This window comes from Amycolatopsis sp. NPDC051106 (assembly GCF_040682775.1).
Taxonomy (GTDB): domain Bacteria; phylum Actinomycetota; class Actinomycetes; order Mycobacteriales; family Pseudonocardiaceae; genus Amycolatopsis.
In genome coordinates, this window is sequence record NZ_JBFBBQ010000006.1 from 1 (window position 1) to 22,504 (window position 22,504).

The following is a 22,504-nucleotide window of genomic DNA, read 5'->3' on the forward strand; positions in this document are numbered from 1 at the left end:
CTCCCGCGCCGGCTTGGACTCACGCTTGCGTGGACTCACAAGCTCCGATGTCATCACTCACCGTGCCCATCCCGCCGGACTTCAGCCCGGCGTGTCGGGCCGGAAACACCGATCTTGGAACAGTCCCGGGCGGGTCGTCGGCGACCCGGATTTTCCGGGGTCTGCGCACTTGGGACGGTCGGAGCTACCGAGACGGGGGCCGGACGCGGTGTGCCTATGGGGCGACGTTGCCGCCGTCGTCATCCGGGCGAGAGGTGGTGAGCTTGAATGCGTACGGCGAGGGTAAGTCGTCGCCAATCTGCCGCCGAAACTCATCGTCGACGGCGATCAGGAAGTCGACCTCGTCTTCGGCGCCGGGAAGCTCCTGACCAGGTGCTGCAGCGGTGTAGAACAACGTCGTCCAGCGCTGCTCGGCCACCGACCAGACGACCAGGTGCACAGGCGCGAACAGCATCCAAACCGCGTCAACGTCTTCAGGTAAGTCCGTGAGCGGCTCGAGGTGGTGGGCAATAACGACGTCGAGGAACTCGACGGACATGTAATCCAGCATGTGCGCGATGAGGAAGATGTTGCGCGCACGCTCCGGGGAAGACTTCCTGTGCAGCTGCTCGGCTGCCTTGTCGAGCATTCCGCGGCCAGCGTGCACGACGTCGTTCACCGACACGATCCGGGTCATTATCGTCGGTTCGCCCGGTTCCTCGCCGCGTGCCAGAGCACGCTCGATGGCGGCGTCGAACAGGCGAACCTGACCAGGCAACGACTTCACTTCGAAGTCGGCGAACCGTGCATCGCCGCGGCCGATCATCGCTGGCGCCCACTGCGGCGGCGTTTCGCTGAGATCGAACACCAGGTCCGTGCCGCCGTCGAGGTCGGTCGAGATCGGCGGCGAGCCGAGGAACGCAGTGGTCAGTACTACGGCCAGATGTTCCCCGGAACGCACCTTGAGCCGGGCTGCCCCTTCGACGTCGAGGGCGCCGACGACCTCGCCGACCGCCGCCCACACCGTCTGGTGTGCGATCGCGACAATGTGGCTACCAGCGGGGTTCTTGTCCGTCATCGCTGCAGCATGCCATCGCCGCCGATCAGAACAGCCGGCTCTCGACGTCCGGGTCGCCCACCGGCACCGGCGACGCGTCCATCAGCGGAGCCCTCACCGGCATAACGCTGCGCAGAGGAAGGCGCCGACGGGTGGCTCTCCAGCTGAACCCGGCCCTGCGGGCGGCCGCGGCGCGGGCCAGGACGCGGCCGATTCCGCGGCGGTGGTGCCGGGCTTCGACGTCCCGCAGACCGCGCCGAGCGGCCGGGCACAGCGACGGCTGGACCTGGCAGTAGATCGTGGTGCCCCACCGCAGCTGGATTAGCCCGGCGGGACGACGACCACCCACAGCTGACCAGGTCGGAGCGAGTGCCCGGCCGAGCAGCGGGCCGGCAGGAGCGGACCGGACGACAGCCGGGCCACAGCCACAGCGAGACGGCGAGGTAGCGTCCGGCCCGCACGGCTTCGGCCGATCGATGCGTCGCGTCGAACTCGGCCGGCAACAATTTTCGCCACGCCAACCGGGTTCTCGTCGTTCGCCAGTCGGCGAACGACCCGGAACGCACCGGCCGAAGACCTCGATCAGTCCCAGGGCGTCTCACAACCCAGCTGTGGTCCCCGACGTGACCAAGTGGCGCCGAGGATGAGACCTCGAACAGGCCACCTATCGGTCGGGTCTCGGTACAAGACCTCTGGCACACCTCATAGCGCCCGGCGCCGGACCGGTGCCAGCCCTCGGATACACCTATGCCCAGCATGCGCAGTACGGTCATGGCTCGAGGTGCTCGGCACGAACGACGGCTGGTCGCGCGGGGGCAGTCCGGGCGTTGGGCAGCGGCGTAACGGTGCCGTCGCGAGACTCACAGGCACGACGATCCGAGCCCGACTGGCTCGACTGGTCCAGCCACCGGAAGCTCCTGCCCGCGTTAGAGCCGCCGGGCTGCATCGACCGGTATAGCTGAATGCACCGGTCGTCTCTGTCGGTCCTTGTGCACGCGCGATTGGGGCCGTGGCCGAGGACTCGCTCGTTCCGAGCCCTCCGGTCGTCCCGAAGCCTGTCGGCCAACCGCGGCGCTCGCGTCGCAGGAGGGGGCCGTGGTCTTCGCCCGGGCCGATGGGCGAACGCCCGCATCGCCCGGGTCCTGAAAGGGTATGGATAGGGTTCGTCCATGGGATTCGACTGGGAAAGCATCCTCGGCACAAGGGAAGCCGGACTCGACGATGCCTACGATGCCGCGGTGTCGGCCGTCATGTACCCAGACCGGCCCACGGCGGAGGTGCGCCGGTCGCTCCCGGTTGGGGAAGCGCACGATAGGATGGATGGCTCGAACTCGTGATGGGGAGCTGTCTCCAGTCGAACTGCGGGATCACGACTCCTGCCGGGGACACGATGACGCTATGGCCGGCCGTGGGCGACCGCTATCCGGGCCGCGTCGCCGACCCTCACGTCCTCGACCCGGCCGGGACGGAGAATCCGCGCGTCGGGTCCGGTCCTGGACCGCACTGCCGCATCGGCGTGCTAACGGCCCGGATCGGGCTCGTGGTGGGGCTCGCCGCCTGGGTTGGCGTCTCGTGACCGCCATCGGGCGGCTGGTCCTTGGGCTTGCACGGCTGCTGGAGGAGGATGAGCGCGAGGAAATCGGCCACTTTCTGGCCGAAAGTGTGCACGGCACCGACGCCGGAGACGCAACGTCCGAGGAGCAGTCCGGCGATGAGCCGGATTGGGACTACCTCTGGCATGCGCTGCTGGGCGCGTCCGATCACGCGCATCGGATTCTGGCCCTGCTCGAGTCCGAACGGGTCGCCTTCGATGTCTCGGCCATCATCGAGTCGGCACGGGACCTGCGCTCGCAGATCAACAGCGCTTACGAGCTGATGTGCGAGGTCCACGCCCTGGACGGGCTAGTTCTCGAGGCGAATGCCACGATCGACGACCTTCAGTTGCAGGCCAGACTCCACCGCGCCCGTGCGGTCGACGCCGATCTCGAATCCATGCGCCGGAATCCGTTGCCCGAGGCGCCAACGTGGACCGTTGACATCGACGAGCACGGCGGTTTCGTCGCCACCACCACCTCCCAGGCCGGCGAAGTTGCGCCGTGGAAGTTCTGGGGGAGCGCGGCGACTGCCGCGTCGGCGGCCGACACCCTGGCCTGGTTCTTCCACGACCGGCTGCCGAAAGTCGTCTTTGATCCACCGGCTTCCCCTATGCCACTCGCCTCGAGTGTCGCGGACGCCGACCGTTCCCCCCGAGGGCCCGTCGGTTGAGCAGCTGCTGGACCGCCGCGGCACGGCCTATGCCGAGCACGTGACCGCGGTCGAGAATGCCCGTGACGCGCTTCGCCGCCGCGCCGCGGACGTCGAGGGATTCCTCACCGAGCGCGCCGCCGAACTTAATGCAGCCCGCCCGCAGCGCCTGCGTCACCACCAGGTGCTCACCACCCTCCCGCCAGGCGCCAACCATGACCATCTCGGCTTCGCCAACACGGTGATGTGGGTGCTGTCCCGACTGGTTGTCGGCACCCGCCACCCCGTGTGGGGCGACTTCGGCGGGCACCGGGACGAAACGCCGCTGGACATCGCGATCGGGCTACTAGGCGCCAACGACGTGGACGCGTTCACCGCCAAGCTGTTCACCCCCAAGATCGTCCTGATGATGGCTCCCGGCTGGGCCGGCCCGCTCTACCGCGTGGGCTATAACGGCAACCATCGCGTCCACATGGCCCGGATGCTCGATCTGCCCTGGCTGGCCGCCGCGGTCGAGATCAAAGCAGTCCCGCCATCGTTTCGGATCAGTGACCTCCTGGCCATGGACCCCGATGACGGTACGAGAACCCGTTCCTGCGAGCGTCGGATCCGGGAGCGAACGGAGCTCGTGACCGGACTGTTGCGCCGCGGGGTCATCGGCGGCGAACTCACCGGAGACCGGGGCGAGCTTCTGCGGTGTCGGAGGCTGCCGGCGGCGTGGTTGCTGCACCGCGCCGAGTACGCCACTGCCGTCAACGCCGTCTACGAGGATCGTTATCCGGGCGCGTTGGCCCAGCTCGGCATCCCGCTCGAGGCCGGCACGAATCCAGCAGCGTGGCGACGCTGGCTCACCGAGGCCTGATGCCGTTCGGCGCCCTTGCTGCAGCGCCCGTCCTCGCCGCGGAGAAGGTCCGGCACGGCGGGACGCGATGAATCCGAGGGCGCAGTGGAAACGGAGCGGGTCATAGTCGCGGACGTCATCTTCGATGGTGAGCAGCCCGGTCTCTCGGCGGGTTGCGCACGTGGAGGAGTCCCATTCGATTCCGAGCGCGCGGATGCTGAGTTGCCGGGCCGCCACGTCTCATCCGCCGGGCCGTCGAAAACGTCCATGGAGTTGGAGGTGTTCTGAGTGAAAGCCGGGCATTCCGTGAAGGCCTACGCGACTTCACTAGTGCGCGCGCCTCAGCAGCTGAATACGTTTCGTGCTCGATTATAACTTTTCCGTAAGTATCTCCCATGCCCTCCAGGCGGCAGATAGCGTCTCGGACGTCGTCGGCTTCGGCAATGGCCAGACCGAAGGCGGCACCGCGATTGGGCTGTCTGTCATCGCGAATTTCCATCCAATCCCTGAAGACGTGGGTCCTTCGTGCCCGTGTGCCAGTCAGGATGCAAGGAGACGGCTGTGGATCTCGTCGGTGTCATCGCAGCGAGCGTGATGCTCGTGCTGTTCTGCGCGTGGGTGGTGGTTGCGCTCGTGAGAAGAGCGCCCGTGATGGCGGTGCTCGCGCTCGTCGGCGCTTTCACGTTCGGCGTGCTTTCCCTGGAACTGAAGGATCCGGAGTTGGTCCGGGCCGCGGCCGAGTTCGTGAAGTCGCTCTTCGGGAAGGCGTCGGGTTCGTGAGGGCCGCGCGAAAAGTCCGCCGTTGTGGGAGAGGCGGACTCTTCGAGGCGTCACGACGCCACCTTGGCAAGGATCGCGCGGGCGAGGACCGGCGGAATCGGGCTGCCGACCAGCGCGCCCGGCAGGGCATCGTGGCGTTGTCGTGCTCGTCGTCCAGATCGGCGAACAAGATCGTGTCCCCGACGTGCTCGATGGTCTTCGCGGTCGATTTGCGACCCAGCCAGGTTGCGACGAAGACCCAGACCGCTGCGCAGCTGACCTCCGGCGGTCGAGCAAGATCGCCCGGTCCGTATCACGACGGCCAGGCACACGCTGCCCGCAGTTCAGATCGACCGCCGCGGCGCTTCCTGGACTGCAGGTTCGACACCGTCCGACAGTGCGGCAGGCCGGTCCCGACTGGATCCTGCTCCCCGGTAACGGTCTGCGAGACGAGTTCGGGCTGACGGGTGTAACCGGCAAACAGGTAGCTGCCCCGACCGCTGTCTGGCACGCTTCATGCCGTGGAAAAGCTTGAGCGCCTCGTGGTGCACGTCGAAGAAGCGATTCGCTTCGGCACGGCGACGGATGAACCTCACCTTCGGCTGGGCCTGATGATGATCGACTCCGCTGCCGAGCTCCTGATGTATCGCGAGACCGACTACCTGCTGCGGTGGGGCGCGAAATACGAGGGGATGCTGAAGCACGCCGAAGCGGCCTTAGCGGACGGGTTCGGTGACCAGAAGCACATCGACGAGTTGCGCGGGAAGGTGTTCTCGAAGACTCAGCGCAACAAGATCGATAAGGAATTCGATCCGAAGTGTGACCTACTGGTTCGGGAAAACATCATCGACCTATCCCAGGCGCGGGTCTTGAAGAAGCTGCACAAGTACCGCAACGAGACCCTACCACCGAGACCAGCTGCGCCCAGCCACACTGGCCAGTGCGAACAGGATCTACATCTACTTGGTGTGCACGATGATGACCACAATCCCGGTACACATCATGAGGTTGTCGGTTGTGCCCGACACGCTGAAGAAGTACCTGAAGCCGGGCGAGACAAGTTTCGGCTTCGGAATGGATGCACAGGCATATATTGGGCGGGAGTTGCTCGCCGGCTCTGGCATCGGCAAACAGATGGGACTGGGCGAGGCCCTCGCCGAGCACGTCGCCTACCGCCTAGACGAGATCGAGGCCATGGTGGAGGAGTGCGTCTCGTTCTTCAACGACACGATTGACCCCGGCTGGGATTTCCTGACCGTGCTTGGCATGATCCAGGCACCTGAGCCCGGCGATCCGCTCGATCATGTGCGGCGCACCGTCGATGACTATCGCAAGTGGGCGCGGCCGGTGAACATGGCGAAGTTTCGGGCTTGGCGGAAGGCTGCCGCGGATCTGGCCACCGAGACCGACGACCTGACGGCGTTCGCTGCCTTCGCCGATCTCGAAGATGCGTTCGAGCCGATCGAGCAGCAGGTGAAGGGACTCGCACATGAGGTTGACGAAGCGATCCAGCTCCAGATTGACATCGCGCGGGGCAAATGACGACGGCCTTGGGTCTAGTGGCGGCTGTCCTCGCGGTGCTTGCGGATACGGTCCAACGGTCGCAGGCGGTGCCGGGGCACGCAGTGCGTGACGACGGCCGGCTCGCCGACGAACCGGTCTCCAACGGGATGCCGCGCGTCCAGGAGTGAACCTCGGCGGCATGCCGCCGAGGCCAGTAGCAGATCGTTCACACCCGGGACCAGCAGCCGGTCGGGTTCGACCAGCGCGGTCCAGACCGCTCCGGGACCTGCCTGCCGAAGCCGTCCCGCGGCGTAGGCGCGGGCGACGTCACGGGAGTCGTTCCACGACCAGGCGGCGCGCCGGCTGGTGACCGGGCCGCGATACACGCTCACCTGCTGTTCGAGGCCCTGTCGCACTCGAGCAGGTGGCGCGGAATACCCTCGAAGCCGAGGGCTTCCCGCACCTGATTGAATTCCTCGACCAGGTCTCCAGCACGCCGATGCGCCCGTCTAGGACGTGCAGCAGTCCGTCGGCGGCGTCCCGCCGGCCACCGAGGCGGAATTTCGGCTACGGATGCAGATAGGGCATCGTCAGCCGGTCGCCGGCAGGTATCCGCGCCAGCACCAGACTTGCCGCGCACACCTCCGTCCACCCAAATCAATTCCTGGTTCCCTGACGGTGGCCGAGCCGATCCGGCCACCGCGGGTCGTGGTGCGCGGCGACCTCTTCCGGGTTGCGGGGAGCCGCCAGCGATCTCGTCCTCGCCTCGCTTCGCGACCAGCCGCGCGAGCTTGCGGAACTGGCCGGCTCCAGCCCGGTGAACCGTGCAATCCACTCCGGCCGCGACGCTTGGAACGCCTGTACCACACCAACATGATCGACTACCGGCCCGGAACCGGGTTACGAGACATCCTTTAGTACTGTCGCCGCCCACAGGCGTCACGCGATTCGCGCTGTGCGCCAGGCAAAGGGTTCGTTGTTAAGTTGTGGGAATCAAGATTACTCTGGATTTGCTCTAGTTGGTCAGGCGTAACACTGACGGCGTAGACACAGTTGGTATCACCAATTTTGTCTTTACTGACGTCAATGGAGTAGGTGACCGTGGCTCCAGGTTGTGACGGTAGCACGTCTTTCGGGTAGAACTCTTTATGATGGTCAGTCCCAATATCCTCCGCTTCGATTACCCGCACGAACTCCCGGCCGGCCTCTGGTGCGCAACGAATGGTGAACGTAACCTTTGGTTGTGGCCCAGTTTCACTCGGATACAGCACATCCACCCGAAAACCATTGCAGGGAGCTGTCCCTGAAGTACTCGTAGCTGTCGAGCTTGGCACGGTTGGCGGCGGTGTGGGGTCGGGCGCTTTGTTCGTCAAACTGTTGATGATCGCAGCAACAGCAGTTCCAGCTGCGGTGAGTATGGCCGCACCGATTACGGCCGGTATCCTCCACTTCCGGCGACGCGGTGCAGAGGTGTCCGATGCCGGAGGCGCATCCTTTTGATCTTCTGGTTCGTCCGCCATCTTTGCTCCAGTCTGCCGCGCCTGTCGATGCCGATAGATCGGTGCCGCTTCCCAGGCTGTTACGGGGTGACCTCGCACATGCAAACGCCGGGCCATCCGCACCGGATGGCCCGGCGTTTACTGTCACATCAAGCTACGCCACAGCGGTCGCACTACTCTGCGCCATGTGATACAGCCACGTCCGAAACTCCGGCGAGCGGGTGTAGACGGTCGGCGCTTCGCCGGGATACTTCGCGGCCGCCCATTGGCCAGGGCGTTGCAGGGATGGCAGGCATGAGGTTGCCGTCCAGGCACAGCGCGCTGCGCCTACCTGAGTGGCCCAGTGCCTACGGAAACGACTCGATAGTGACGGTGATCCAACCCATTTGCCAACCGCCATGGGGCAGCGGCGCCAGCCGACGTCCTTTCCGCGAGCGCGTGCGGTATGGGGCCGAAGGGCTCTGGTGAGGCGGTCTCGTCGGTCGAAGACTGGTGGGACGCCGAGGCCTCGTGACCTTCCCCCGGTTGTCCGGACAAAGTCAACTCGGTGGATCCAGGCTAGTCACGATCAACTCCGGCCGTGGCGCACCGCCGAACCGGGGACGGGCATCGCTCTACCGATCTTGAGCACGTACGGCAGCGTTTGTCGTCCTTCCTTCTCAAGGATCTCGGCCGCCTGGCCACGCAAAGTCTCCAGAAGTTCCTCAGCTACGGGCAACTTCGCCGCCTTTGCCCTTCGATTGCTGTCTTCCGCGTTCCATTGATCGATCGGATACCAACCGACGACATACACTCCTGCATCGGTCTTCTCAGCGGGTAGGTACCGATCGGCAAGCTGAGTGCGCTGCGCTGTGAGAACCTCCTCGTGCCACGAGCCCTTGATCTCGACGGGGACGCTCGCCGTGGTCGCCGTTTCGAACTCGGCGTCGGGCGAGATCCCCTCCACGAGGATGTCCGGGCGCTCACCCGAGTCGCCCGCGTCCGTAGGCCTGATGACGACTTCTCGGTTGACCACAACGGCCCGTCGGGCAAGTCTGATCTCGAGTTCGTGAGCGAGGTATGCGGCGAGCGTTCCTTCGGGTTTAGGCCGCCAAACCAGAGGACGGTGGGTACCGCTGGGAGATCCCGTCGGTACCGGCGCACGTTCGCAGTCCCATAGGAGGTTCGAGTGACTCGGCAGGTCACGGTCGATCTCGGAAAGCACGTCGATGACCAGCTCGGCCAGCTGTAGCGCGGTCCGGACGACACGCCGGTGCGGGTTCGCCAAGAGCTCGATGACCTGCCGTGGCTTCAGCAGGATTGTTGCCCTGGCCTGCGCTCGGCGTCGAGCCGAGATCAGCGCTGATCGGATCCTAAGGCTGTCTGGGAAGCTGTCTACGAGGCCACGTATACCCAGCACGGCTTGTTGAGTGCCGAGCTGTGACAGCGTCTCGAGTATGGCGCTGCGCCAGTCGTGGCCGGATCGTTCGGGGGGTACGGGGCCGCTTTGGAACACGTCGTTCTCCAGCGGGAACACGTCTGCCAGCCAGCGCCAAGCCTCGATGAGGGCGTCCTCGTGCAGAGAGTCCGTAACCGCGTCTGTGCGGTAGCTTGACGCGCACGCCAGGGCAACATCGTGCGAGAGCTCGGAGGACGCGGTCACGGCTTCGCGAATCCGAGGCCAGAACCTCTCTGGGTCTGATGTCAGAAGAAGTTGGCCGGCCGCGACGACCAAACGCTGCTCCTCGCCGCCGGTCAGGTTGTCAGCAAGCACCTCTTGTGCCCTCTCCAGGGCAGCGTCGTTGTTGGCAAGGAGGGGTTCACGCAGTAGGTCGGTCCAGGTCTTGACTGCGGCATTTCTGGCTTCGAGCGTGTCGGGGAGCTGGCCGAGCTCGGTCGGACTGGCCGGTTCACGGAGCACTGCGCCTACGTCACGTGCCAGCGCCACAAGGGCGGCGTGCAGGTCGACGGGCATCAGCGACGCGATTGCCGGCAGCGCCCAGGGCGCCTCGCCCCGGGAAAGTGCTGCGGCCACTAGCTGGCGGATTGCGGTGGTGAGTTCAATCGGCGCGTGAGCTGCGACGCGGGACATCAGGTCACGAATCAGTGAGGACTCGCCCTGTACGTCGACGCGGTGCGCCTTGTCGAGCACGACTCCGACCCAAGCCGCCCAGCGGTCCGCCATATCGTCGAGGCCGTCACTCTCGTAGAGAACGATGAGCGCCGCGTAGCCAGCCTCGGCGCGGTAGTCCATGACCTGGGCTCCCAACCATTCGGCGCGATGGTCGTGTTCGATGTGCAAGAACCTACGTGCTGCGGCGTTGAAGGTCGCAACGAACTCGTCGGGTGACCACAGACCTGCGCCTGGAAGAGAGCGTGGGTCATAGGTGTCGGAACCGCTGAACTCGCCAGTGGCCGGATCCGCTCGCAGGTAGCGAGCCAGCTGCCAGAAGGCGTCGGAGTCCCCGGCGACGGCGGCCTGCAGGCGTTCGATCTGCTCAGTCGCGAATGTGTCCGCGTACTCCCAGCTCTTCTCTTTCGGTGCATTGAGGCGCATCGACTTGGCGAGATTACCGTTGAGATCGACCCCATCGAAGACCCAGCGGAAATGTTCCCCTTCGGAGGTGTTGCGCCTTGTGTAGGCCAGTTCCAAGGTCGCGCTGTTGTACAGGTCCGCAACGCTGGCCGCGACAGTCCCCATCGCATCGGCCTTCTCGTTCTCCCCATCAGCCCGAAGTACGTCGACTCGATCGATCAGCCAGGCGAAGTCTGCATCGCTGAGCAATAGAGATCGCTCGCCGCGGTGGAGGCCGTGCGGAACGGCTCGTCCCCCACGTTCTGCCGTCCACTCAGAGGTGATCTGGTAGGCCCGGTAGCGGTCGAATGTAGCGTGTTGCACGGTGAATTCGGAGATCAAGGCTTCAGCAAGCGTCCGCCTGACTTCTGTGCTTGCGGGAGTACTGTTTCCGCTCTCGTCGATCAGATCGGCGCCAAGAGGGAACGGCAACGTGGCTGATGCAGAGAGTAAGCGCATCATCTGGTGAGCCAACGTGGGCAGGTTTTCGGCGAAAGCTGGTGACAACGTGATTCGGTCGAATACCGGTGCAAGAGATTCTCCCACCGTCGAGTTGCGCCAGAGATCGGCATGGTGGTGGCTCGGATTTGCGATGTGCGTACCGTCTGGCTTCAGAAGCTCGTCGATGAGGCCGGCACTTATGTTAAGCAGACCTGGAAGGTCCGCCTCGCTGACGGCGCCGGGAATCTTCCGCAGTTGCCATCGATACATACCGAGCATCGACTCCGCGCGGACCGGATGTAGGTGCGGCATGACGTCGGCCAGTTCAAGATGAGCGGGCCACAGCACGGACAGGATGGTCCCGACGAGCTCTTCGCTTTTGTCGTCGTGGTCGTCTCCGGTCGCGAGGGTCGCCAGCAAGTCGCGCAGCCGCGGAGCAGTCGTGAGCGAATCGGTTGTCATCGAGGCCTTGATTGCGTTGTAGCGCAAGCCCGGTGCAAGTTCCGGCGTCTCGGCCAGTCGCAGAAGAGAGTCGGTGACCTCAGCGACCTCGTTATCCCGTGCGAAGCGGATCGCCGACCTCGCCGCCGCGAAGTTCTGCCACTCGTCAGAGCCATTGGCCAGGACGTCGTCCAGCGCAGCCTGCAGCTGCCCGGGCAGTCCTGGATGCTTGAGCATCCACCGGGTCCGGTGCCATGCTCGATCAGTGAGCTCCACTTCGGCGGCGCGGCGCAGTAATCCCTCCACCATTACGGCACGTGAACTGCCGTCGGTGATGTATGCACCGTGGGCAATCAGGCCTTCCGGGTCGGCCGCAGCCAGCCATTGATGGTCTTCAGGTGCATGGGCGAGCATCCACGCTGCAGTCTCACGAAGGTGGATCGGAATACTGGCGGTTGCTTCATCGGGAGCTGCTACGAGGAAGACGCCGGCTATTCCCTGCCGGGCAGTGGCCTTATCAGCGAGCCGGGACGTGAGATACCTGGCGGCAAGGAACGCGGCGAACGAGGAATGCGCGAACGCTATCCGGTCCTTACCGCTTCGTGAGAACAAACCGGTCTTGAGCGTCTCGCCCACTGTGGCCGGCGATACTTCAAAGGAGCCAGCCGTGGTCTCGGTTCCACCCGACAGCATCCCTTCTGTGAGGTCATCTGGGCTGGAGTGAGCGTGCTCGCCACACCAGATCGTGCGCTGCCCGCAAAGCAGCATGCGAGTGGCGATGCGTGAGGCGACAACGAGCCGTTGCTCGACGGTGGTGACGGTGAACGAATCCGTCGCTCGCTGGCGGTCGGGCTCGTCAGCCAGGCGTGTGACGCCCATTTCGAAGAGCTCGCGCGGCGTCTTGCCCAGGGAGTTCGCTTCTTGCTGAAACGCGGCGAGCAGAACCTTCAGGGTCAAAGGTACGTTCGCAAGAGTCCCCACGCCCGCCTCGGTGACCGCGTCCATGAATGCCTCGGCGTTGACTCCTGCGCCGGCAGCGAGCGTGACGGCATCGTCACGCGTGAGGGGAGCAAGGTCGGCGACGACGCACTCACCCACCGCCTGTTCCAGCACTTGGGTGAGCTTTTCGGGATAGTCGGAGGTCCGACACGCGATGAAGAACCGAAGCGCTCGTGTGTCCTTGCCGCTGAGAGCCCGTTTCAGGCGCGCCGGGAGCCGGTGCACATTCGCCGCCTCGTCGAGTTGGTCGAGCACGATCGTTAGCGTCCCCGTGGGTGGTTCCGCGGCTCCGGAGGGCGGCAAGGCTGCGAGATGGTCGCCGAAAACGTCGCTGAGGGCACCTGTGGAGCTGATCTCCGAACCAGTTACCCAGACTGTGCCCGGAGATCCCGGCTCGGGTTCTTCGACCCCCTGGTCAACGGCAGTCAGTTGGGAGAATGTCGTTGTTTTCCCCGCGCCCGGTTCACCGAGCAATACCAGCGCGCCTGAACCGACAACGGCGTCATCCGGACGCATCATGGCCGTGCCGCTCCGGATCAGCCCGACGTGCGCGGGGTCAGGCAGGAACCCGTCGTGATCCAGCTCGAACGGCGGATCTTCCTGATCGTCTCCGCTCCGAGGGCGCAACCAGCGCAAGACAGGCTCGGCGAACTCCAGTTCTCGAATCATCCTCAACCGTCCTTGCGCTCAGGGTCTGCACCGCATCCTGCCTTAGGCCGCGCAGTCGACGGCGGTGCGGGTGCGGTCGGGCAGAACGTGCGCCGTGCTGGGTCTTACCGACCGGGTACCGATCCCCATCAAGGTTGACCTGCATGTTCATGTCGCTTAGTGCCGGTGGCGAGATCACCGCGGGTGTGCTGCTCGTCGAACTCGGCGCGACCGCGCACTGAATCCGGAGAACCGCGATGGCCAAGCTGGTGGACGAGACGATCTTGATCGTCGTGCGTCCTCCGGCATCGGCGCCCAGGTGGCTCGCGACGTCGCGAGCCACCGCAACCGGGTGGTCGTTCGGCGCCCGGTGGAGCTCGCGATCGTGGCGGCCGACGTCCGGGCGGTGGGAGTGCCTGTCTCGACACCGTCGCCGATGCCGATGCCGATGCCGATGCCGCGGCCGCGGCCGCCGCGGTGGCGGCGCGGGTGGTGGCGGAGTTCGGCGCGGTGGATGTCGTTCGAACTGATCACGGAACTCCGGGGAAGTAAGCGTGACGACTCGTATCGTCTTCGGTGGCGGAAACGCGACATTGTCCGCACTCATCGGTCCGACCTGCACTGTCCACCCGGGGCTCGACCTGTTCACCGCGGATCCCGTCGCGGCTGGGCAGGATCGCCACGGTCGGCGCGGTACTCACATACGCGGGACTGATCCCCAAAGTGGTGACAGGATGTGCAGGATCATAGCCATGGCCGGAGGTGGGTATCCGGCTGCTCTGTTCGGAGTACCGCCTTCAGGTATTCCGGTCCACTTCGCTCTTGACTTGCCGCCACGGGCTGCTGTAGGGGACATCGCGATGCCTTGGTGGCGACCCGATCCCGGTGAACTCGCGTCCGCAGGTTGCCGCGGCTCTTGCTGAAACACCACGGGATACGTAAGCGACGTCGGCCGGCATATCGCCCTCCGGCTTTCCGGACAGGAATTCACGCCTGCCGCGAGCTCAGCAGGAGCAGGCACAGCACGGCGATCCCGGTGACGAGCCCGGCGACCAGCAGCATCGGGCTCAATGTCGGCGGCGTCGCCGCGGTCGCCTGCGCAGCCGGCCTCGCTCGGCCACCATCCATTCGCCGGTCAAGCCCTCGGGCAACGACGTCTTCCGCCGGTCGGTTCCCCTAGTGCTGGGCATGCTGACCAACGGCCCAGCTCGGGTCGCGCGCCGATCCAGCTGGCCGCGGTCGATGTCAGCGGCGGGATCTCCGACGCCTGGCGCTCCGTGGCTGGTTCCTTGACCACGAGCACCTTGTGCGACGAACACCGATTCGGGAGCCGGTCCGCGTCCTGTGCCCATATCCGGAGTCTTCGGAGACGATCGCCGGCCGAGTCAGGCCGATCGGGCAAGCGCCCTGCCGGTCTCAGCCTGCCTGTGCCCTGGCGATCAGCCGTTCCCGGGTCCGCCCTGACCGGGCGGCCTCGACGACGGTGAGAGCCATCGCCAAACCCGCGTCGCGGACGAACCGGTCGCCCTCGGGGCCGCCCGCCGCGAGGGCGAAGGCGGCGGTGTGGTTGCCCTCCTCGGGCGGCAGGTCGAAGGAGAGCATCGGGTGGATGGCGGGCACGCGCAGCGAAACGTTGCCCATGTCGGTCGAACCGAACATCTTGTCCGGGTAGTCGGGGAAGGTCCGGCCGACGGCCTTCGCGTGCCTCTCGAACAGCGGGGCCAGATCGGGATCGTGCCGGAATTCGCGGTAGATGGACGGCAGCGCGGTGTACTCGACGCCGGTGCCGGTGGCCACCGCTCCCGCCTCGAAGCAGCGCCGCACCCGCTCCCACACCTCGTCGACCTCGTCGATCGTGTCGGCCCGGACCATGCAGTCGACGACAGCGTGGTCGGGGATGACGTTGACGGCGGCTCCGGCCTCCTTGACGACGTGGTGCACGCGGATGCCGTCGCGCAACTGCTGGCGCAGCAACCCGATCGCGGTCTGGGCGACGACCGTCGCGTCCCCCGCGTTCAACGCGCTCCAGGGACGCGAGGCGTGGCCGCCGACCCCGGTGTAGGTGACCTGCCAGGAGCGCGAGGCACGCAGGTGCGGGACGACGACGTCCTTCAGCGTCGGGTGCACCATCATGGCCGCGTGGGTGCCGTCGAAGACCCCCTCGTTGACCATGATCTCCTTGCCGGTCCCCTTCTCCTCCGCCGGAGTGCCGAAAACCCGGATCGTCAGCCCGAGTTCGCCGGCGTACGGGGCCAGCGCCAGTGCGGCGCCGACGGCGGACGCGGCGATGACGTTGTGACCGCAGCCGTGCCCGATCCCGGGGAGCGCGTCCATCTCCGCGCACAGACCGAACACGAAACCGCCGGACCCGGCCGAGGCGGCGAACGCCGTCGGCAGGCCGGCCACCCCTTTCTCCACGGAGAACCCGCCGGATTCCAGGGCCGCGACGAGCGCGGCCGAAGTCGCGTGTTCTTCGAAGGCCAGTTCGGGGTGGGCGTTGATCCGGTGTGAAAGCTCCAGGACCGAGTCCAGGTTCTGCTCGAACGCGCGCTCGACGCGCTGCTCGATTCCGGTCATCGTGACAGCTCCTTTCCGACGTGGTCGGCGATCTGGGCGTGGGTGGCGAACCAGACGCCTTCGTGCGAGGCGATGTGTTCGAGCAGTTCGGTGAGGATCGTGACGCGGGAGCGATGCCCGATGACGTGCGGATGCAGGGTGAGCTGGAAGACGCCGCCTTCGGCACGGGCGAGAGCGAACTCGTCGCGCCAGATCGACAGGACCCCGCGCGGCGGCGTGTACGGCCGCTGTGCCCCGAAGCGCTCCATCATGAAGTACGGCATGTCGTCACGGATCCACTCGACCGGCAGTTCGACGATGCCGGTGGGCTCGCCGTCCGCGACGATCTCGTAGCAGTCGTCGTCGGCCATCAGCGACGAGTCGTACGTCAGCCCCAGGTCGCGGATGATCTCGAGCGAATGCCCGGAGAAGTCCCACGATGGCGTGCGGATGCCGACCGGCCGGGTCCCGGTCAGGCGTTCGAGCGTGTCCGCGGCGCGGAAAGCGAGTTCGCGCTCGGCTTCCGGCGGCACCTGGGTGTTGCGTTCGTGGATCCAGCCGTGCAGGGCGATCTCGTGCCCGGCGTCCACATAGGACTTCGCCTCGCCGTCGTGCAGCAGCGCGGACACTGCGGGCATGAAGAAGGTCGAAGGTGCTTCGAACCGGTCGAGCAGCTTCAGTATCCGGGGCACACCGACCCTGGCGCCGTACTCGCCCTGGGACAGCTTTCCCGGCAGCACTTCGCCGTCGCGCAGGGGGATCGTCTCGTGGTCGGAGTCGAACGACAACGCCACCGCCACCTCGGCGCCGCCCGGCCACGACTCCGGCCGCAGTGCACGCCCGGCGCGAACGCGCTCCACGTGCCCGCGCCAGACCGGTTCGTCCCATTGCCACGGTTCACTCATACTTCCTCCGTTTCTCCGAAGTTTCGCCGCAGTCGGCCGCCCGCATCGACCACGATGGACGGATCCAGCTCCCGGGACATCGCCGCGATCCGGGCGAGGATCGAGGCCGCCACCTCCGGGCGCGGCGGGATCGGCCGGCTGTCCGGATCGAGTTCGATGGGGTCCAGGCGCAGGGAAGGCCCGCCGGTGCCGCCCAGCCGGATCCGGAACACCGCGCTCTCGAACCAGGGGCCCTCGAGCAAGGCCGATCGGTAAGGCGGGGCCGGGCGCGCGTCTTCTCGTACGGTCATCGATTCCGCGTTCCACCCGTCGCACCAGTCGAAGAGGAAATTACCGGTGGAGTACAGGATCAGCCCGTTCTCGTGGAACTCCACCGGGTGCAGGCAATGCGGGTGGTGCCCGATGACGAGGTCCGCGCCGGCTTCGACCAGTCGCCGGGCCAGGGGGCGCTGGTATTCCGCCAGCGGGCCCTGCGTCGCGGGCAGGTAGCAGAACGGCACGCCCCAGTGCAGCGCCACCGCGACGAAATCGTTGTGCTGCTTGGCTTTCTCGATCAGGGCTTCGGCCGCGCGCACGTCCGGTTCGTGCGCGCTCGAATGCACGAAAGGCGGCATTCCCGGGGTTTCGTCGAGGAGCGTGCTGTCGAACTCGAAGCTTTGGCGCACCCGGATCGCCCCGACCCCGGCACGATCGGCCGTGGCGTTGAAGCCCAGCGGGAGGGCTGAGCAGAAGCTGAAGAAGGCCAGTGTCCGCCCGGCGGCGGACACGACGCGAGGCCTGGTCGCTTCGGCGATCGTCGCACCCGCCCCGGCGTGCCGGACACCCGCGGCGTCCAGCGCCCGCATCGTGTCACGCAGCCCTTCGCTGCCGAAATCCAGCGCGTGGTTCGTCGCCAAGGAGACCAGATCGAAGCCGAGTGCCGCCAGTTCCGCCGCGCCCGCGACCGGCGCCCGCATCGTGACCAGCTTCTCGGCACGCACCCCGGAATCGGTGTACGGGACCTCCAGGTTGCCGATCGTCAGGTCGCCGCCGCGAAGCAGCCCGAACGCCGGATCGCTCGCGCGTCGTCGCGGTCGCCCCGCCGCGACGACGTCTCCCACCACTACGAGGTCCATCGACCCTCCGTTTCACATTGCGATACGGCATATCGCATTGTAGCCCAGTTGCGGGTAGGCTCGGTGACATGCGAGAGGAAGCAGCCGATCGGCCGTCCGGCAGTGTCCGGTCGATGAACAGCGTCCTGACCACCTTGCGGGTGTTCGAAGAAGTCGCCCTGCGACAACCGATCGGGGTCTCGGAACTGGCCCGGGTGACGGAGATCCCGAAGGGCACCGTCCAGCGCTGCCTGGTGACACTCAGGCAGGCCGGCTGGCTCAAGGTCATGGACACCGAACGCGCGCGGTGGGGCGTGACGAGGAAGGTGCTGGCCCTCGGACTGCGCAGCACAGGGGAGCGAGATCTCCAGGACGTGGCGGCCCCGGTCCTCAAGCGTCTCGCGGCCGCGACCGACGAGACCGTCATGCTCGGCGTGCGCGACGGCGAGTGTCTCGTCATCCTCGCGCGTGAGGACACCACGCAGGTCGTTCGCGTCTTCCTCGAAATCGGCACGCGGGTGCCGCTGCGCGCGACGTCGGGCGGCACCGCGATCATGGCGCTGCTCGAGGACGACGAGGTCGATGAACTGCTGAGGTGCGAGCTCGCGGAGTTCGCCGACGCCCCCTTGCCGGACGTCGCGGAGCTCCGGCGCGAGATCGCCCAGACCGCGAAGCGTGGCTACGCGCTCAACGGCTCCTCCTCGTGGTACCGCCCGCACGTGGCCTCCATCGGCGCGGCCGTCCGGGACCCGCTCGGGCGTCCGATTGCGGCGGTCACGCTCGCTGTTCCGGAAACGCGATACCGCCGCGACCAGGAGAACACCCTCGCGCCCCTGGTCATGGCCGCCGCGGCCGAAATCAGTCACCTGCTCGCGGCCGACTGACACCGGGGAGGTCTCGTATGTCATCACGGGAGCCGGTCCATCTTCGCGCTGTCGGGCATCGTCGTGATCGTGACCACGCCGACGACCGCCGCGGCGACCACGTAGATCCAGATCTTGTCGCGGTGCCCGATGCCGGTCAGCCAGGTCGTGAAGTACGGCGCCGTGCCGCCGAAGAGCGCGACCGTTGTCGCGTAAGGCAAGCCGGTCCCGGTGGTGCGCACCCGGGTCGGGAACAACTCGGCGTAAAGCGCCGCCACGTTCGCCGAGTTGCCGACGAGCAGCACCACCCCGACGAACTCGACGAGCAGCAGCGTCCAGAAGCCTGCCCCGTCGAGCAGGCGATAGGCAGGCCACGCGTACAGCGCGAACCCGACCAGGAAGACCAGGAAGGTCGGACGCCTCCCGAACCGATCCGACAGCAGTCCTCCGAGGGGGAGCAGCAGCATGAACGCGACGACGGACAGCGAATTGGCGAGCAGGGCCTGATCGAGGTCGAGGCCGGTGGTCACGGCGACGTAGCCGGGCATGGCCGTGATCCACAGGTAGTAGATGATCGTCCCGGGAACGGTGATCCCGACGACGCGAAGCAGGCTCAGCTTGTGCCCGGCGAACAGCGTCCGGACCGGCCGGGGCGGGGCGGTGGTCGCCGCCGCGTCGTGGAAGTGTCGCGTTTCCTCGGTGCGGACCCGCAACCACAGGACGACCAACCCCAGAGCGGCGGCGGCCGCGAAGGCGATCCGCCAGCCGAAAGAGTGCAGCTGCCGATCGTCCAGAAGGGTGGTCACGGCGAGCGCGAACAGCGACGCGAGCAGGATCCCGCCGGCCGTCGACACCTGCTGGAAGGATCCCGCGAACGCCCGCCTCCCCGGAGCCGCGTTCTCCAGGATGTACGACACCGAGCTCGGCCATTCGCCGCCGGCGGAGAAAGCCTGCACCAGCCTGGCCGCCAGCAGGACCAGGGGCGACAACACGCCGGCCTGCTCGTAGGTCGGGCACACCGCGATGGCGAGACCACCGGCCGACATCAGGCCGATGGTCAGCGTCAGGGCCTTCTTCCGGCCGAACCGGTCGGCGTAGGCGCCGAGCACGAGGCCGCCGAGCGGACGGACGAAGAAGCCCACCGCGAAGATCGCGAGCGTGGACAGGAACGCGGCGGCCGGATCGCCCTTCGGGAAGAACTGGTTCGCGAAGACCGGCGCCAGGGACGCGTAGATCCCCCAGTCCACGTACTCGACAGCGTTGCCCAGCGCCCCGGCGAGCACCGCCTTCCGCTGCTGGGCGGTCATCTTGGCCGAAGGTGCCGCGGCACCAGGGTTTCCGGTCACGACGGTGTGCTGTTCTGCAGTCACGGCTCTCCCTGAGGTTCGAAGCCAGCCCGATCGATGGGATTACCGTAATACGGTATTCTCATCTGTCAACGGGCCGTACTACGGTCATACGATGTTGCGAGGAAGTGAGTTCGCTGTGCCCAGCACTGAAACACCCGGCCCGGAGCTGAACCCGTTGCGGTTGCGGGACGTTTCGATCCCCAATCGCGTGTGGATGTCCCCGATGGCCCAGTACGCCGCGGGACCCGACGGTTTGCCGACCGACTGGCACCTGGTGCACTACGGCCAGCGCGCGGTCGGGGGAGCGGGCCTGATCATGGTCGAGTCCACGGCGGTCGGCCCGCGGCACCGGACCACCTCGGCGGACCTCGGGATCTGGACCGAAGAACAGGCCGTCGCCCACCGTCGCCTGACGTCGTTCATCGCCGGACACGGCGCGGTCCCCGCGATCCAGCTGCTGGCCGCGGGCCGGAAGGGATCACACCAGGTGCCCTGGGAGGGCGAAGGGCAGAACGGCCCGGTCGGAGTGCCCGACGGCGGTTGGGGCGTGTTCGGGCCGTCGGCGATCCCGTTCGGCGACCTGGCCGTGCCCCGCGAAGCGACTCAGGCCGACCTCGACGAGGTCGTCGCCGCCTTCGCCCAGGCGACCCGGATGTCCCACCTCGCCGGGTACCAGGCCGTCGAGATCCACGCCGCGCACGGGTATCTCCTGCACCAGTTCCTGTCCCCGCTGGCCAACCACCGCACTGACGAGTACGGCGGGAGCCCGCGGAACCGGATGCGCTTCCCGCTGCGCGTGGCCCGGGCGGTCCGGCAAGCCTTCCCGGAGGGCAAGCCGGTCTTCGTCCGCATCACCGCGACCGACTGGGCCGAAGGCGGTATCACCGTCGAGGACGCCGCCGGGTTCGCCAAGGAACTGGCGGCCGCGGGCATCGACCTCCTCGACGTCACGTCCGGTGTCCTCGTGCGTGACCTCGAAGCCCGGCCGCCCGCACGGGCCGGGGTGAACGTCGGGTTCGCGACCACGCTCAAGCAGGCCTCGGGTCTCGCGGTCGCTCCGGTCGGGCAGATCGACGGCCTGGCGGCGGCGAGCCGGATCGTGGGCGACGGGGAGGCCGACGCCGTGCTGCTGGGCCGTCCCCTGCTGCGTGACCCGTACCTCGCTCTGCGCGGCCGCTCCGCCGACAAGGAAGCCTGGCCCGTCCGCTACCACCGCGCGCTCTGACCCTCTCCCGTACGACAAGGAAACCATTGTGAGCAAAGAGAACCGCGAAGTCGTCCGCCCCGACGGCACGACGATCCACTACACGGTCACCGGTCCGGCCGACGGGCCGGTCATGGCACTCGTCCACGGCTGGGGCTGCGACCGCCGCGACTTCGACGCGATCATCGGCTTCCTCCCGCGGCATCTCCGCGTGCTGGCGGTCGACCTCGCCGAGCACGGAGACTCGCGGTCTGCCCGCGACGTCTGGACGATGGCGGAATTCGCCCGCGACGTGGCGGCCGTCCTCGAAGCCGAGTCGGTCGGTTCGTGCGTCGTCGTCGGGCATTCGCTGGGCGGGGCGGTCGCGGTCGAAACCGGCAGGCTGCTGCCCGGGGTGGTCACCCGCGTAGTGGCGCTCGATGCCCTGCACTACCTGTCGTTGTTCCCCGCGCAGGACGAACACGCGGCCGAGGCGTTGCTGCACCCCTTCCGTGAGGACTTCGCCGGGGCGATGCGGGGCATGGTCGAGGCGGGCTCACCGCCCGGCACCGATCCCGCCCTGGTGGACGCCTACATCGAGAAGATGAGCGCCGTGCGTCAGCCGGCGGGCTTGGCCGCCCTCGAAGGACTGGTGAGCTGGGACATGGACGCCGCGCTGCGCGAGACGCCCCAGCCGATCGTGGTGTTCGCCGTGCGCGCGATCATCACCCAGGAAGCCATCGACCGCTACGGCGATCGCGTGCGGATCGAGACGATCGAGCTGGGAAGCCACCATTTCCACGTCGAATCGCCTGAAGCCACGGCGGCGCTGCTGGCCACCGAGATGTCCGCTTAGGACTCCCGGGTCCCGGTCGTCCCTCGGCGGCCGGGGGCCGCTCAGCCGGACTGCCGTGCGGCGAGTTCGCGCAGCGCGGTGGCCGCGGCGTTGCGGACGTGGTCCTCGCACGCCTCACGAGCGGCGGCGGCGTCACCGCGGACGGCCGCGGCGTCGTGGATGGCGGTCAGCTCGCGGACGGTTTCCGGCCCGCGGCCTTCGGCCTGCATGGACAGGCCACGCAGCAGCTGCACGCGGGCGTGGATGCCGCGCAGTGTCGAAGCGATGATCGGGTTCGCCGCGCCGTCGATGAGGACGTCGTAGAACTCGTCCTTCATCTCCAGCCGCTCGGCCAGATCCGCCTTGCGGTGCGTCCTGGCGTAGCGCCGGACGACCTTGCCCATCAGCTCACGCTGTTCGGTGGTGGCTCGCTCGGCGAACAGGGCTCCGGCCAGGCCTTCGAGCGCGCCGCGCACCTCGAACAGCGCTTCGGCGTCGCTGGTGGTCAGCTCGGTGACGACCGGCCCGCGGTTGGGCACCGTGGTCACCAGGCCTTCGGAGTCGAGCTGCCGCAGGACTTCGCGGACGACGGTGCGGGAAACCTCGTACCGCGCGCACAGCCGGGATTCGACCAGCCGCTCACCCGGCTTGAACTCCGCGGCCAGGATGTCCTTTCGGAGCGCTTCGAGGACCTGCGCCCGCAAGGGAGCGGCCACGCGCTGCACTCTTTGTCCGGTCACGCGGCCGCCTCCTC

Annotated in this window: 17 protein-coding genes; 7 read left to right on the plus strand and 10 right to left on the minus strand. The window is 67.0% G+C overall.

What is annotated here, in order from left to right; genetic code table 11:
* Positions 1-214 precede the first annotated feature (214 nt).
* Together AB0M83_RS06745 and AB0M83_RS06750 are read right to left on the minus strand one after the other, a co-directional pair.
* Positions 215-1,057: a hypothetical protein gene (locus tag AB0M83_RS06745; RefSeq protein WP_364513495.1), complete on the minus strand. Its 843-nt coding sequence runs from the start codon at positions 1,055-1,057 to the stop codon at positions 215-217.
* A 25-nt stretch (positions 1,058-1,082) separates the two neighbouring features.
* A complete protein-coding gene (locus tag AB0M83_RS06750) occupies positions 1,083-1,385 on the minus strand; it encodes a hypothetical protein (protein ID WP_364513498.1) in 303 nt (100 codons plus the stop codon).
* 1,223 nt (positions 1,386-2,608) lie between these two features.
* On the opposite strand from AB0M83_RS06750, the gene AB0M83_RS06755 reads away from it, so the two are divergent.
* The 4 genes from AB0M83_RS06755 to AB0M83_RS06770 all read left to right on the plus strand — a co-directional run bounded on the left by AB0M83_RS06755 (position 2,609) and on the right by AB0M83_RS06770 (position 6,422).
* Positions 2,609-3,301 carry a hypothetical protein gene (locus AB0M83_RS06755; RefSeq protein ID WP_364513501.1) on the plus strand — a complete coding sequence of 231 codons (693 nt, stop codon included), beginning with the start codon at positions 2,609-2,611 and terminating at the stop codon, positions 3,299-3,301.
* A 40-nt stretch (positions 3,302-3,341) separates the two neighbouring features.
* A complete protein-coding gene (locus AB0M83_RS06760; protein ID WP_364513504.1) occupies positions 3,342-4,142 on the plus strand; it encodes a hypothetical protein in 801 nt (266 codons plus the stop codon).
* Positions 4,143-4,682: 540 nt separating this feature from the next.
* On the plus strand, positions 4,683-4,901 hold the full coding sequence (locus tag AB0M83_RS06765; protein ID WP_364513507.1) for a hypothetical protein: 219 nt from the start codon (positions 4,683-4,685) through the stop codon (positions 4,899-4,901).
* A 996-nt stretch (positions 4,902-5,897) separates the two neighbouring features.
* A complete protein-coding gene (locus AB0M83_RS06770) occupies positions 5,898-6,422 on the plus strand; it encodes a hypothetical protein (protein ID WP_364513509.1) in 525 nt (174 codons plus the stop codon).
* 14 nt (positions 6,423-6,436) lie between these two features.
* On the opposite strand, the gene AB0M83_RS06775 is transcribed toward AB0M83_RS06770, so the two are convergent.
* From AB0M83_RS06775 to AB0M83_RS06800, 6 genes are all read right to left on the minus strand, one after another.
* The gene (locus AB0M83_RS06775) at positions 6,437-6,775 is read right to left on the minus strand and encodes a hypothetical protein (RefSeq protein ID WP_364513512.1); all 339 of its coding nucleotides are present in this window, start codon (positions 6,773-6,775) and stop codon (positions 6,437-6,439) included.
* A gap of 1,675 nt (positions 6,776-8,450) precedes the next feature.
* Positions 8,451-12,986 carry a hypothetical protein gene (locus tag AB0M83_RS06780; RefSeq protein ID WP_364513515.1) on the minus strand — a complete coding sequence of 1,512 codons (4,536 nt, stop codon included), beginning with the start codon at positions 12,984-12,986 and terminating at the stop codon, positions 8,451-8,453.
* A gap of 966 nt (positions 12,987-13,952) precedes the next feature.
* Positions 13,953-14,093, minus strand: a complete 141-nt coding sequence (locus tag AB0M83_RS06785; protein ID WP_364513518.1) for a hypothetical protein — start codon at positions 14,091-14,093, stop codon at positions 13,953-13,955.
* 288 nt (positions 14,094-14,381) lie between these two features.
* Entirely contained in the window at positions 14,382-15,542 is a 1,161-nt protein-coding gene (locus AB0M83_RS06790) for a M20 family metallopeptidase (RefSeq protein ID WP_364513521.1), read from the minus strand.
* A complete protein-coding gene (locus AB0M83_RS06795; protein WP_364513524.1) occupies positions 15,539-16,426 on the minus strand; it encodes a polysaccharide deacetylase in 888 nt (295 codons plus the stop codon). Before AB0M83_RS06795 ends, AB0M83_RS06790 begins: the two co-directional genes overlap by 4 nt.
* A complete protein-coding gene (locus AB0M83_RS06800; RefSeq protein WP_364513527.1) occupies positions 16,423-17,541 on the minus strand; it encodes a CapA family protein in 1,119 nt (372 codons plus the stop codon). The genes AB0M83_RS06795 and AB0M83_RS06800 overlap by 4 nt, the downstream gene beginning before the upstream one ends.
* A 68-nt stretch (positions 17,542-17,609) precedes the next feature.
* Here AB0M83_RS06800 and AB0M83_RS06805 point away from each other — a divergent pair, with 68 nt between their 5' ends.
* Entirely contained in the window at positions 17,610-18,404 is a 795-nt protein-coding gene (locus tag AB0M83_RS06805) for an IclR family transcriptional regulator (RefSeq protein WP_364513530.1), read from the plus strand.
* 23 nt (positions 18,405-18,427) lie between these two features.
* Here the strand turns inward: AB0M83_RS06805 and AB0M83_RS06810 are convergent, their stop codons facing one another.
* Complete coding sequence (locus tag AB0M83_RS06810) at positions 18,428-19,753, minus strand: MFS transporter (RefSeq protein WP_364513533.1); 1,326 nt, start codon at positions 19,751-19,753, stop codon at positions 18,428-18,430.
* Positions 19,754-19,868: 115 nt separating this feature from the next.
* On the opposite strand from AB0M83_RS06810, the gene AB0M83_RS06815 reads away from it, so the two are divergent.
* Together AB0M83_RS06815 and AB0M83_RS06820 are read left to right on the plus strand one after the other, a co-directional pair.
* On the plus strand, positions 19,869-20,957 hold the full coding sequence (locus tag AB0M83_RS06815) for an NADH:flavin oxidoreductase/NADH oxidase (protein ID WP_364513536.1): 1,089 nt from the start codon (positions 19,869-19,871) through the stop codon (positions 20,955-20,957).
* Between the two features lie 28 nt (positions 20,958-20,985).
* Positions 20,986-21,771, plus strand: coding sequence for an alpha/beta hydrolase (locus AB0M83_RS06820; RefSeq protein WP_364513539.1), 786 nt, complete (start codon positions 20,986-20,988; stop codon positions 21,769-21,771).
* A 41-nt stretch (positions 21,772-21,812) separates the two neighbouring features.
* Here the strand turns inward: AB0M83_RS06820 and AB0M83_RS06825 are convergent, their stop codons facing one another.
* The gene (locus AB0M83_RS06825; protein ID WP_364513542.1) at positions 21,813-22,490 is read right to left on the minus strand and encodes a GntR family transcriptional regulator; all 678 of its coding nucleotides are present in this window, start codon (positions 22,488-22,490) and stop codon (positions 21,813-21,815) included.
* Positions 22,491-22,504: the final 14 nt, after the last annotated feature.